The following is a 12,947-nucleotide window of genomic DNA, read 5'->3' as shown; positions in this document are numbered from 1 at the left end:
TGAGGGCTGTGAACGGGGTGCGAATCGCAGCCAGGAATGCTATTCCGCGGGGCGGGAGGCGAGCCAGGTGAAGAAGTCGGCGGCGTCGAGTACCGGCTTGCCGTACTCCAGCGCCTTGCGTGCCTTGCCCGACTGCGTGCCCGCCTCGGCCGTCACCAGCACGTCGCAGCGGGTCTTGGTCACCGTCTTCACCGGGGCCAGCCCCGCGCTTGCGGCCAGACGTTCGATCTCGTCGCGCTCGACGATCCGGCCCGACGAATCCTGGGCGGTGCCGGTGAAGCAAATCCTCGCGCCCGGGGTCAGCACGTCGGCGACCGAGTGCTGTGCGACTAGCTCGGCCCCCGAAAGGATCTCGACCCCGAGCACCGCCTCGGCCGCGCGCAAACGGGCCAGCACCGCGTCGGTGAGCTGCACCCGCGATGCAGCCGCCCGCAGCTGGTCGGCCACCGACTGTCGGGCGCCCGGCTCCCAACCCGTGCTCGCCGAGGTGGTGGGTGGCTGACTGCCGAGCAGCACCGCGCCGACGTCTCGGCTGATTCTCAACAATGCCGACAGCGCCGGAAGGTGGTCGGCGACCGGTGTGGGCACCGACGAATCCCGGCTCACCAATAGCCCTGACATCTCCGCGGAATCGGGGTCGTCGAACGCCGACGACCCGTCCTCGGAGTCGTTGTCGCGGTGGGCGTCCAGCGCCGCGCGAGCGCGCTCCAGCGCGGTTGTCCCGCGTATCCGCGTGCCCCGTAGTTCCACGCCCAGCGGCATCGCCGTCACGTAGCCGAGCCGCTTCAGCTCGAAGTCGAGAAGGCCGAGCTGGTCGTCCACTCCCGCGCCCACCGGGGTGCAGCCGGCGAGCATCGGTGCGATCACCGCCCACGCCTCCCGTAGGGTCGGCGCCAGCAGCACATCGGAGACGGTGATGCCGAAAGCCGTTCGGGCATCGGCGAGATCCCGTTGCGGGTTGATCAGCGTGGTCACCGCGGTGCCGTCGTCGAAGGCCACCGCCAACTCGACCGGGCGGGGTCGCGACATCCGTCCTTCATCGCCCACGGTCAGCATGCCGATCGCGCAATACCGCCGGGCGCCCGCATCGCCCGACGAGGTTCGCAGGTAGCGGGCGATTCGCCGATCCGTCTTCAAATCCTTCGGCAGCACAGGCCTTCTGAGCACCAACCCGGCCAGGGACGTGGAGCGGCTCAGCGCTACATACAGCTGACCCGTCGAGAACATGCCGCCGGTCAGATCGACGATCACCCGGTCCAGCGTCTGCCCCTGGCTCTTGTGGATCGTGATCGCCCACGCCAGCTTGAAGGGCAGTTGCGTGAACGAGCCCACGACCTCGCGGCTCAGCGACGAGCCCGACATCACGGGCCGCGTCACCTCCCACGTGTAGGGCGAGACGTCCGCGCTCGTGCCGTCGGGAAACTCGATCTCGACGACGGCGCCGTAGCGGTCGTATCCGACGCCCGCCACACGTCCGACCGTCCCGTTCACCCAGCGACTGCCCTGGTCGTTGTTCAGCATCATCACCTGGGCACCGACCTTGAACCGCAAGGTCTCCTCGACCGGTGCCTCGAACATCGCCAGATCGCCGGATGCCTTCGCGTGGTGGACCATCTCGTCGCCGGGCAGCCGCTCGAGCTGCTGACGGTTCCGCGCGGTGACGAGGCGGTTCGTCGGCGCCAGCGTCAGCCAGAACTCGTCCTCGGGTGGCACGAAATCCCTGTCGGCACGAGCGTTCAACTGCTCCTGTGCATGTCCGAGCAGAACTCCCTCACGAATCTCGTTGAGAATGGCCGTCATCCGGTCGTCACCGAGCTGGCGGAACACCGTCGTCAGCGACACCGTCGGGAAATCGTCGCGACGAAACGATCGCGCCGAGAAGAAGTACGGGGTCTCGTACGTCGTGGTGAAATAGGCGGCTTCGTCCTCGCGGACCACCGGTGGCAGCTGGTAGAGATCGCCGACAAGCACGATCTGCACGCCGCCGAACGGCGTGCCCGGCTCAGGGCCGAAACGTTCCAGAGCGGCGGCGACCATGTCGAACACGTCGGCGCGCACCATCGACGCTTCGTCGACGATAAGCGTCTGCAGCGACGCCAGCGTCTTGGTGAACCTGCCGGGGCGGTACTCGCCGCCGCGAATGTCATCGAGCGTCAGGGTCGACCGGAAGCCGAACATGCGGTGGATCGTGTAGCCGTCGACGTTGAGCGCGGCGATACCGGTAGGCGCCACCACGACCACGTTCCGATCGGTCTCGGCCATGAACCGCCGAATCAGCGTCGATTTGCCGGTGCCCGCCTTGCCGGTGAGGAACACATGCCGACCGCCGGCCAGCAGGGCCAGCGCCTCCCGAAACTCCTCGGTGAGGACGATGGCCGACATGGACGCAGGCTACTGCGCCGAGTATCGGGCAGGATGGACACCGTGAAGTCGCTGAAGATCGCCTGTGCAGCTGCGCTGGGAACTGCCGCGCTGCTGACCGCCGCGCCCGCCACCGCCGACGACCAGACGTTTCTCGAGGTGCTCGACATGATGGGGGTGCCCGTCGCCGACCCCGCGGCGGCGGTCGAGATGGGGCTGACCGCCTGCGCGGGCCTCGACCAGGGCCAGCCGATAGAGGCGGTGGCCGCCGCGATCGGCCCCGCCAACGGGCTGACGCCCGAGCAGTCCGGCATGGTGATCGGTGCGTCCGTCGCGGCCTACTGCGACCAGCATCGCGGCCTCGTCGGCGGCTGACTCAGCCCTCGCTGCGCCATTTGCGCCAGCCCCGGCGTGCGGCGAACGCGCCGACGACCGCGGTCACGCACCACACCGCGATCGCCGCGGCCAGCAGTGGCGCCGAGAACTCGCCGACCGTCGACCCCATCGCGGTGTAGGCGAACGCTTTTGGCGCCGAGCCGATGAAGGCTCCTGCCGCCATCTGCCACAACGGGACCCCGAACGCGCCGAAGGTGTACGACGCCAGCGCGTCGTTGATGCCGGGCACGAACCGCTGACCGACCACCGCCCACAGTCCGCCGCGTTCGATGAGCCGGTCGATCCTGTCTGCGCGGTGCTCACCGAGCAGGGCGCGCGCGCTGTCGCGACCCGCGCGCTTGCCGACCGCCGCGGTGACGACGGCCGAACCGATCGTCGCACCCAACGTCACGAACGTGCCGAGCACGGGTCCGAAAAGAAATCCGCTGCCGGCCGCCAGAATCGGCCCCGGCACCAGCAACGCCCCGAGGACCGCCGACACCACGACATAGGCCACGGGTGCGAGCGGCCCCGCCGACTCGATCAGCTCCCGAACGGCGGCGACGTCGATCACCCGCTCGATCGCCGTCAGATAGAACAACACCGACAGCAACGCCACGAACACGGCGAGGCGCGCGATATGCCGCCGCCGCGACGTCGGAGGAGTGTCTTCGGTGTCAACCATGCCACCGCAATCCTGCCGTACCCGGTTAAGTTGGCACCCGTGACTGTGACGGCGACGGACCTGACCGGAACCGAACGGGCGGTGCTGTTGGTGCTGATGGCGGAGGCGCGACCGGTGCCGAACGCGCAGTTGGTCGCGCTGGGGCCCGCGCTGGACAAAGCCGGCCGCGACAAGCTCAACCGCCTCGGATTGATCGAATCCGAGCGCACCGGAAACAGATTCGTCCACGAGTTGACCGACCAGGGTTGGCGACTGTGCCGCGAACTCGTCGACGCCAAACCGCCACCACGTTCGGCCGGCCCCGCAAAGGCGCTCTACACCGTGCTCGGCGCGCTGGGCCGCTACCTCGAGCATGCCGACGTGAGCCTGGCCGACGTCTTCGGCGTAACCCCGGCCACCACCGAGGACAGGATCCGGGCCGCCTACGGGCGCCTGGCGGCCCGGCCGGGCGGCTGGGTGTCGCTGACTGCGCTGCGCGCCGAAGTCACCGATCCCCGCGCCGACGTCGACGCCGCACTGATGGCCCTGCACCGCACCCCGGGTGTCAGCGTCATCCCGCAGGAGGACCAGAAGGTGCTCACGGCCGAGGACCGGGCCGCGGCCGTGGTCATCGGGGACCGGCCCAAGCATCTGATCGCGATGGAGGCGTGATGGACGTACTGCAACGGGACGCGCTGTCGTCGCTTCGATTGACGTGGGCGCCCACCTCGGACGACCTGTGGCGCCCGCAGGCGGCCACGCATGTGACGGGGCTCAACGAGCACGCCGTCGACGATGTGATCGCCGCATTCGGTGACGCGCAGCGCGACCCGGAGTCGGCGCCGCTGGGGGTGGTGATTCGCGGGCCCGCCGGTTCGGGCAAGACGCACCTGCTCGGCCAGATCCGGGAACGCGTGCAGGTCGAGAGCGGGTTCTTCTTCGTCGTCGAGTTGCTCGACGCCGCCAGCTTCTGGCAGTCAGTGCGCAGCGGCATCCTGGAAAGCCTCGGCAGGCCCGGGGCGCACCGGGAGACCCAGCTCAAGGATCTGCTGTGGGAGCTGTCGTCGCTGGCGCACGTGTCGCGTGCCGACCGGCGGGCGATCATCGGGGACGACGACCTGGACGCCGAAACTCTGTACCGCTTCATCAAGGCGCTGTCGGTGGTCGCGAAAGAGACTGTGTGGCAATGCCATCAGGCGCTGCGCGCTCTGGTGCTGCTCGGTTCCAACGACTTCGTCGCCCACGACATCGGTGAAGGCTTCCTGCAGGGCAGCGAGGAGTTCAGCATCGAAGAGCGCGGACCGTGGGGATTGCGCGCGGCTCCGGCGTCGGCGCAGGAATGCGTGCGTGACATCTCCCGGTTGGTCGCGCTGGCGGGGCCTGCGGTGCTCGCCGTCGACCAGATCGACACGCTGCTGGCGCAGTCGCTGGCCCAACCCTCCGGTGACGGCGTGCTCGAACAGGTCGCCCACGGGTTGATGGCCCTGCGGCAGACGACGCGGCGCACGGTTCCGGTGGTGGCGTGCCTGCCCGCGGTGTGGGAGCACATTCAGGACCGCGCGGCCGCCAGTGTCGCCGACCGGTTCCGTGTGACGGGCGTGCTGTCGCCGCTGCCCAGCGCCGACGTCGGGCGCGCCATCCTGGAGCGCCGGTTCTCCGCGAGTTACCGCGCGGCGGGGTTCACCCCGCCCTACCCCAGCTGGCCGCTTGCCCCGGTGGCGTTCGAGGAGGCGCCGTCCTACACGCCGCGACAACTGCTGATCCGCGCCGACACCCACGTGCGGGAATGCCTCAAGCACGGGGACGTCGTCGAGCTCGAGCATCTGAGTGCTGATGCGCAACCGTCCTGGGAATCGCCGTCCTCCAATGGTTTCGAGGCGTCATCCGGCGAATTGGACAGGCGCTTCGCGGAGTATCGGCGTCGTGCGGTACCCGAGGCGGCGATCGCGCACGACGGCGAGGACACCACGATGCCCGAGCTGCTGTCGGCGGCGCTGACGGCGTGGATCGCCGAGCGAGACGGTGAGCAGACGTTTGTCTGCGACCCGCCGCCGGGCACCCAGGTGATGCTGCACGCCCGCCTGCGGGAGAACCTTGACCGCGCCACCGAGGATGAACGGCACTGGGCTTTTCGCGCCGTCGCGGCCAGCAACGCCAGCGCCGCACTAAGCAGGGTACGGAAAGCAATCACCGCAACGGGATTCGGTCCGGGTGACGACCGCCGCCAGCTGTACCTGCTCCGCAATTCGCCGTGGCCGAGTGGGAAGAAGACCGCCGAGGTGATCGAGGAGTTCCACGCCGCGGGCGGTCAGACCCTGCCGCTGTCAGAAGACGACATCCGCACCATGACCGCACTGCGGGATCTGATCAACGACGACAACCCGGAACTGCCCGGCTGGCTGCGGGCCCGCAAACCGGCGCACGGCCTGGCGCTGCTGATCGAGGCGCTCGGGCTCGAGCACGACCTCGCCGCCGTCGTGGAACCCGAACCGGAGCCGGTCGACGACGATCCGGTCCACATCTCGGAGACCGAAGTGCCGTTGGGGTTCGACCTGCACACCGGAACGCCTGTGACCGTAGATCTTTCGTCATTGCGCAAGCATGTCGCGATCTTCGCGGGGTCGGGATCGGGAAAGACGGTGCTGATCCGGCGCCTCGTCGAGGAGTGCGCACTGCGCGGCGTTTCGTCGATCGTGCTCGATCCCAACAACGACCTGTCGCGCCTGGGGGCGGCGTGGCCGCAGGTGCCGATGGGCTGGCGCCGTTCCGACGACGCGCGCGCCGACGACTATCTGGCCAACACCGAGGTGACGATCTGGACGCCGCGACGTACCAACGGCCGTCCGCTCGCTTTCCAGCCGCTGCCGGACTTCTCCAGCGTTCTCGACGACGCCGATGAGTTCACCGAGGCCGTCGAGGCGGCGTGCTCGGCCTTGGAGCCGCGTGCACTGATCACCGGCAAGAGTCAGAAAGCGACCCGATCCCGTGCCGTGCTGCGAGAAGCGTTGCAGCGCTATGGCAGGACTGCTCAGCCTGATACCGGGGCGAGCGAAGCGACGGGAAAAAGTCTGGCCGGATTCATCCGGTTGCTCGCCGACCTGCCCGACGACGTGAGCGACATGGCGGGCGCCCACGCCATCGCGGGCGATCTCTCGCAGAATCTGCGGGCGGCGATGGTCAACGATCCGCTGTTCGGTGGCGCGGGCACCCCCGTCGACCCCGGGGTGCTCCTCACCCCGTCCGACGGCTACCGGGCCAGGGTCTCGGTGATCAGCATGATCGGGCTCGCATCCGACGAGCAGCGGCAGAGCTTCGTCAACCAGCTGCAGATGGCGCTGTTCGCATGGATCAAACGCCACCCGGCCGGGGACAAACCGCTCGGCGGGCTCCTGGTGATGGATGAGGCGCAGAACTTCGCTCCTGCAAGGGGTTTCACGCCGTGCACCCGCAGCACGCTGGCGCTGTCGTCGCAGGCGCGCAAGTACGGTCTGGGACTCGTCTTCGCGACGCAGGCGCCCAAAGGTCTCAACCTGAACATCCCCGGCAACGCGGCCACCCAGTTCTACGGGCTACTGAACGCGCCGGCCCAGATCGAGACCGCCCGCGAAATGGCCCGCGCCAAAGGCGGTCTGGTCGACGACATCAGCAGGCTGCGGGCGGGCAACTTCTACGTCGCGACCGAAGGTGAGGCGTTCCACCGCATCGTCGCACCATGGTGCCTGTCGCATCATCCGCCGAGCCCACCGTCGGCCGAGGAAGTGCTGTCGCTGGCCGTCGGATAGCCACGGGGTGGAGAGCCGCGGCTACCGTGGAATCATGTCGCAGCATGCTTCACGCCGGTACGTCATCATCGGAGCCGGGGCGGTCGGTGGAACCGTCGGCGGGGCGCTGGCGCGGTCCGGGTTAGACGTCGTCCTGGTCGCCCGGGGTGAGCACGCGCAGGTTCTGGCCGACAAGGGCCTTGTGCTGCGCACGCCCGACGACACGTACGAGATCCCGGTGTCGGCGGCCGGTAGGCCAGAGGACGTTCGGCTCACGAATCGCGACGTGCTGGTGTTCGCAACCAAGACGCACCAACTCGACGCGGCGCTGCAGGAGTGGGCCGATCAGCCCGTGCACGACGGCGACGACGTCATCGGCACCGCGGGCGAACTGCTGCCGGTGCTGACGGCGCTCAACGGTGTGGTCGCCGAGGAGAAGGCGTTGCGCTTGTTCGCGCGGGTCTTCGGCGTGTGCGTATGGACGCCTGCCGCATATGTGACACCCGGTGAGGTGATCGCCAAGTCATGGCCGGTGGCCGCGCAGTTCCACATCGCGCGCTGGCCGGCGGACTTGGCCACGCAGGAGGACCGGGATCTGCTCGAGGGCATCGCGGCATCGTGGAGTCCTGCCGGTGTGCTGGTGAAGCTGCCTCCCGATGCCGCGCCATGGAAATACAACAAGCTGCTCACCAACTTGAGCAATGCCGTCGTCGCACTGACCGGGTCCGCCCGCGACGGCGAGGTGGCGACCGCGGTCATCAGCGAGGGGGAAGCGGTTCTCGCAGAGGCCGGAATCGAGTACGTGCCGTTCGAGGTCTCCAAGGCCGCCCGCGCCGAGGGGCCCACCGTCCGTCCGGTGGCGGGGACCGGCGACGTCATCCCGAACTCGACCTGGCAGTCGCTGGCCCGCAACAGCGGCAGCGTCGAGACCGATTTTCTCAACGGCGAGATCGCGCGTATCGCACACCGATACGGCGGAACAGCACCGCTGAACGCCACATTGGCGAGGCTGGCGCGCCACGCCGCGCGGTCCGGAGGCGGCCCGGGGGGATTCACGGAGGCCGAGCTCGCGGAACGGCTGGGGCTGTAGCTTTTTCGCGCGATTTGGGCGTGATTTTCGCCGCTGAGCGGCGATAATCACGCCGAAATCACGCGGTTTCTTCGAGATCGAGCACCGGGGTGGGCCGGCGGAAGCCGCGCGTGACCACCAGCAGCCAGACGAAACCGATCGCGAGCCAGATCAGCCCGAGCACCAGCGTCATCCCGGACAGGCTCGTCCACAACCAGACCGTCAGCAGGAAGCCGATCGCGGGGGCGATGAGGTTCAGCACGATGTTGGAGCGGTCCTTGAGGTCGATGAAGTAGTGCTTGATCACCGACAGGTTCACCACCGAAAATGCCACCAGCGCACCGAAACTGACCAGGGATGCCAGGGTCGCGAGGTCGATCACGATGGCCAGCAGCGAGATGACGCTGACCACGAGAATGGCATACACCGGGGTGCTGAACTTCACCGACACGTGCCCGAACACCTTGCGGGGCAGGATGCCGTCGCGGCCCATCGCGTACAGGATGCGGGCCACCGACGCCTGCGAGGTCAGTGCCGATCCGGTGGCGCCCGCGACGTAGGCGGCGGTGAACAGCGCGTTGACGAATGTGCCACCCGCGGCGACCATCACGTCGAGAGAGCCGGAGTCGACGTCGGCGAAGTCGTTGGACGGGAACACCAGCTGCGACACGTAGGACAGCAGGATGAAGATGATGCCCGACACGATGGTCGCGATCAGGATCGCCTGCGGCACCGTGCGTCTGGCGTCCTTGGCCTCTTCCGACAAGGTGGACACCGCGTCGAAGCCGAGGAACGACAGACACAGGATGGCGGCGCCGGCGAGCACCGGACTCATGCCGCCTGCCGACCCGTCACCGGTGAACGGCGCGAGCAGGTCCACGGAGCCATACCCGGCGATCTTGCCGATGGCCAGCACCAGAAAGACGACGATGAAGACGGCCTGAACAGCGATGATCAGGAAGTTGGCGCGGGCGACCGAGACAATGCCGACGATATTGAGCACCGTGACGATCGCGATGGTGACCAGGACGATGACCCATTCGGGCAGCGCGGGCACCGCCGCGTTGAGGTAGAGCCCGATGACGAGGTAGTTCAGCATCGGCAGGAACAGGTAGTCCAGCATCAGCGACCAGCCGGCGAGGAAGCCGACCGGCGCACCGAACGTCCGCTGGGTGTAGGTGTAGGCCGACCCGGCCACCGGGATCGCCGCCGCCATGCGGGCATACGACAAAGCCGTGAACACCATCGCGATCAGCGTGACGATGTAGGCCAGGGGCAGTCTGCCGCCGGAGGTCTCGGTGACGATGCCGTAGGTGGTGAAGACTGTCAGCGGCACCATGTAGACCAGGCCGAACAACACCAGCGAGGGCAGGCCGAGCGCCCGCTTGAGAGTGCCCTCGTCGGTGTCGGCGATGAATTCTGAAGTCATGTCAGCCTTTCAGTCCCGTGCCTGATACATCGGCACTCCGCGAAGATACGTCGCCCGCACCCCCATCGTGGGCAGATCGAGCGGTGCGGTGGCGCGCGGATCGTGCTGCAGCCAGACCATGTCGGCGCTGGCCCCCGGCGCCAGGTTGCCCCAGACATGCTCGGCGAACGCCTGATTGGCCACGCCCGAGGTGTAGGCCGACAGCGCCCGCTCGATCGGCAGGACTTCGTGCGGAGTCCAGCCGCCCTCGGGGCTGCCGTCGGCGGTGCGCCGCGACGTCGCGACCGCGATGCCGTCGAGGGGCGCGCCGGAGGACACCGGCCAGTCCGACCCGAAGCTCAGCGGCGCACCCGAGGTGTCCAAGGTGTTGATCGGGTACTGCCTGTCGGCGCGTTCGGCGCCGAGCCGCGGGATGGTCAGCACCGTCATCAGCGCGTCGAGTTGAGCCCACAACGGCTGCATGTTCGGAATCACGCCGAGGTCCGCGAACCGCGCCAGGTCCGCGTCATCGACCAGCTGACAGTGCGCGATCACCGGACGACGGTCCCGCGCGGGGTTCTGCACCACCACGTACTCGATCGCGTCGAGGGCCTGACGGACCGCGGCGTCGCCGATGGCGTGGATGTGGATCTGCAGGCCGAGTTCGTCGACGCGGCGCGCGGCCTCGGCCAGCGAGTCGCCCTCCCAGTTCTGCATGCCCGAATGCTCGTGCAGCCCCGTGCAGTACGGCTGCAGCAGCGCCCCGGTCTCGTTCTCCACCACGCCGTCGGCGAAGAACTTGACGGTCTGTGCCGTGAGCAGTGGATTGCCCACTTCTTCGACGAGGCGACGCTGCGCGGCGAATTCGGTGATCTGCGAGTCGAAGTGGCGCGGGTCGGCGTACAGCGCGAGGTTGAACCGCATCCGAAGCACGTCTCGGCGGGCCGCCTCGACGTAGGTGGCGACGTCTGCCGGTTCGACCCAGGCGTCCTGCACCCAGGTGACGCCGTGGGCAAGGTAATAGTCGGCCGCGGTGCCGAGCGCGTCGATGCGCTGCTGTTCGTCACGCGGTGGCATCACGTCCATCACCAGATCGACTGCACCCCATTCGCGCAACGTTCCCAGCACGGATCCGTCGGGACGGTGCGGGATCTCGCCGAGCACGGGGTCGGGGGTCTCGGCGGTGATTCCGGCCCGCTCCAGCGCGACGGAGTTGCACCACACGGTGTGGTAGTCCCACGCCCGCAGCACCACCGGGCGATCCGAGACCGCAGCGTCGAGCCAGCGCGCGTCGAACAGGCCGCCTTCGGCCAGGCTTCCGTCATACGACGCCCCGACGATCCATTCCTCATCGGGGTTCGCCTCAGCGAATTGCTTGACAGCGAGCACGATCTCGTCGACCGTCGTCGCCTGGCGTACCGCGGGCCCGACGGCCTCCAGGCCGCCGTAGAGCGGGTGGGCGTGACCGTCGCCGAACGACGGCATCAGGAAGCCGCCCTCAAGGTCGACGGTCTCGGCGTCGTGGCCGCGGGCGTCGTCCCCGATCGCGGCGACGACGCCGTCGACGACGAGCAACGCGCCCGTTTCCTCGCGGCCCGTCCAGATCATCCCGCCGGTGAACAGTGTCGCGCTCACTTGACCACCGCCGTCGCCTCGTGGCCGGTGCCGTAGGGATGTTGTGTGTCAACGGGTTTGGCCAGTGCATCGTAAGTGTCGGGCCGGCGGGTCAGCAGAAACGGGAACAGCTCGAGCCAGTCGCGGCGCTGGTCGAGGTCGAGATCGGCCACCAGCACCGCTTCCTCGTCGCGCGGGGCCTGCACGAGCACCCGGCCGTAGGGGTCGGAGATGAACGACGACCCGTAGAACGTCACGGTCCCTTCGTCACCCACACGGTTCGGGACGATCATGAACAGCCCGCTGCTGATGCCATTGGCGACGATGACCTGTTGCCACAACGGCCGGGTGTCGAAGTCGGGGAACACGGGCTCGGAACCGATCGCCGTCGGGTACACCAGAATCTCCGCGCCCCCGAGTGAGTAGCTGCGGGCAACCTCGGGGAACCACTCATCCCAGCACGTCGGCAGGCCGATGCGGGCGCCGAGACCGTCCGGTGCGTGCACGGGGTACGGATCGTCGGCGGGCCCCGCCCGAAAGTAGGTGTCCTCGTAGTATCCCGCCGAGATCGGGATGTGCAGCTTGTGGGTCTTGCCCACCAATTCGCCTGCGGGAGAGACAAGTATCGCGGTGTTGAGCCCGAGGCCGTCCGAGGCGGGGGAGCGTTCGTACAGTGAGGCGTGCACGAAGATTCCGTGCGCCGCGGCCGCTTCGGCGGCCAGAGCAAAGGTGGGCCCCTCGAGTAGATCCTCGGCCAGCGCGTCCGCCTGCTCGCCGCCGGGCTGGTCGGCCGGATAGCGCAGCAGCGTGATCTCGGGCAGGAACACGGCCGTTGCGCCCGCGTCCGCGGCGCGGTCGATCCCGTCGCGCAGCGCCTTTCGCAACTCGACGGCATCGTCGCGCCAGCGGTGCTGCACGAGGCCGACGCGCAGTGGTGGACGGTGCGACTCGGTCGTGCGCGAGAGCGGCGCCGCGGCCGGTGCGGTGAGAACGATCATCCAGCTCCTAAAACGAATGCAGTTCGTTTATTGTGAACTCAGTCACCCGCCACCGCAAGAGGAAGGGGTGGGATGGGGCGACCGCCGAAGCCGATCCTGTCCGTCGACCTCATCGCCGAGGCCGCGCTCGACCTCGTGCGCGCGACCGGGGGCTTCACGATGCCGGGTGTCGCGCGCAAGCTGAAGGTGCAGCCGTCGTCGCTCTACAACCACGTGTCGGGGCGCGACGGCATCGTCGAGCTGCTGCGTGAGCGAGCGATGTCGGAGGTGCACCTGCCCGACGACGATCCCGGCAGGCCATGGCGCGACGTCGTCGCCGACATCGCGCGCTCCTACCGGTCGAGTTTTGCGAGGTATCCCACGCTGATCCCTCTGCTGACGCAGTACGCCGTCAACAGCCCCCAGGCGTTCACGATGTACAACGCGCTCGCGATCACGTTGCAGCGCGCGGGATTCAGCCCCGCGGACACACTGCGGTCGATCACGCTGGTGGACAACTACGTCCTGGGCGCCGCGCTCGACGTGGCCGCACCGGACGAACCATGGCGCTCCGGTACCGAGGTCAGCGCCGAGCTGGCCGCCGCGCTGGCCACCGGGGCGCCCAAGCCGGGCCGGGCCGACGACGCGTTCGAATACGGGCTCGGGGTGTTGCTGAGAGGCCTCCAGCCCTGATTCGGAGCTGGTCGCCGCGGGTCAG

10 protein-coding genes are annotated in these 12,947 nt (G+C 68.4%); 5 read left to right on the top strand and 5 right to left on the bottom strand.

Annotated features, from left to right (window positions below; translation table 11 throughout):
* Positions 1-39 precede the first annotated feature (39 nt).
* On the bottom strand, positions 40-2,382 hold the full coding sequence (locus ACAG24_RS09100; RefSeq protein WP_370472160.1) for an AAA family ATPase: 2,343 nt from the start codon (positions 2,380-2,382) through the stop codon (positions 40-42).
* A 33-nt stretch (positions 2,383-2,415) separates the two neighbouring features.
* On the opposite strand from ACAG24_RS09100, the gene ACAG24_RS09095 reads away from it, so the two are divergent.
* Positions 2,416-2,736 (top strand): DUF732 domain-containing protein, encoded by a 321-nt coding sequence (locus tag ACAG24_RS09095; RefSeq protein ID WP_370472161.1) that lies wholly within the window; start codon positions 2,416-2,418, stop codon positions 2,734-2,736.
* Between the two features lies 1 nt (position 2,737).
* On the opposite strand, the gene ACAG24_RS09090 is transcribed toward ACAG24_RS09095, so the two are convergent.
* Complete coding sequence (locus tag ACAG24_RS09090) at positions 2,738-3,421, bottom strand: TVP38/TMEM64 family protein (protein WP_370472162.1); 684 nt, start codon at positions 3,419-3,421, stop codon at positions 2,738-2,740.
* A gap of 39 nt (positions 3,422-3,460) precedes the next feature.
* Between ACAG24_RS09090 and ACAG24_RS09085 the strand changes: the two genes are divergently transcribed.
* From ACAG24_RS09085 to ACAG24_RS09075, 3 genes are read left to right on the top strand one after another with little or no spacing between them, the layout of a single operon-like run.
* Entirely contained in the window at positions 3,461-4,072 is a 612-nt protein-coding gene (locus tag ACAG24_RS09085; protein ID WP_370472163.1) for a hypothetical protein, read from the top strand.
* Complete coding sequence (locus tag ACAG24_RS09080) at positions 4,072-7,182, top strand: helicase HerA domain-containing protein (RefSeq protein ID WP_370472164.1); 3,111 nt, start codon at positions 4,072-4,074, stop codon at positions 7,180-7,182. The genes ACAG24_RS09085 and ACAG24_RS09080 overlap by 1 nt, the downstream gene beginning before the upstream one ends.
* A gap of 34 nt (positions 7,183-7,216) precedes the next feature.
* Positions 7,217-8,251 carry a ketopantoate reductase family protein gene (locus ACAG24_RS09075; protein ID WP_370472165.1) on the top strand — a complete coding sequence of 345 codons (1,035 nt, stop codon included), beginning with the start codon at positions 7,217-7,219 and terminating at the stop codon, positions 8,249-8,251.
* Positions 8,252-8,309: 58 nt separating this feature from the next.
* Here ACAG24_RS09075 and ACAG24_RS09070 read toward each other — a convergent pair whose 3' ends face one another.
* From ACAG24_RS09070 to ACAG24_RS09060, 3 genes are read right to left on the bottom strand one after another with little or no spacing between them, the layout of a single operon-like run.
* Positions 8,310-9,659 (bottom strand): APC family permease, encoded by a 1,350-nt coding sequence (locus ACAG24_RS09070; RefSeq protein WP_370472166.1) that lies wholly within the window; start codon positions 9,657-9,659, stop codon positions 8,310-8,312.
* Positions 9,660-9,668: 9 nt separating this feature from the next.
* Positions 9,669-11,273, bottom strand: a complete 1,605-nt coding sequence (locus tag ACAG24_RS09065; protein ID WP_370472167.1) for an amidohydrolase — start codon at positions 11,271-11,273, stop codon at positions 9,669-9,671.
* On the bottom strand, positions 11,270-12,250 hold the full coding sequence (locus ACAG24_RS09060; protein ID WP_370472168.1) for a nitrilase-related carbon-nitrogen hydrolase: 981 nt from the start codon (positions 12,248-12,250) through the stop codon (positions 11,270-11,272). The genes ACAG24_RS09065 and ACAG24_RS09060 overlap by 4 nt, the downstream gene beginning before the upstream one ends.
* Positions 12,251-12,322: 72 nt before the next feature.
* Here ACAG24_RS09060 and ACAG24_RS09055 point away from each other — a divergent pair, with 72 nt between their 5' ends.
* Positions 12,323-12,922 carry a TetR/AcrR family transcriptional regulator gene (locus tag ACAG24_RS09055; protein ID WP_370472169.1) on the top strand — a complete coding sequence of 200 codons (600 nt, stop codon included), beginning with the start codon at positions 12,323-12,325 and terminating at the stop codon, positions 12,920-12,922.
* Positions 12,923-12,947 lie beyond the last annotated feature (25 nt).

It is taken from the genome of Mycobacterium bulgaricum (assembly GCF_041287165.2).
Taxonomy (GTDB): Bacteria; Actinomycetota; Actinomycetes; order Mycobacteriales; family Mycobacteriaceae; genus Mycobacterium; species Mycobacterium bulgaricum.
This window is presented reverse-complemented; position numbering and strand designations above follow the sequence as displayed.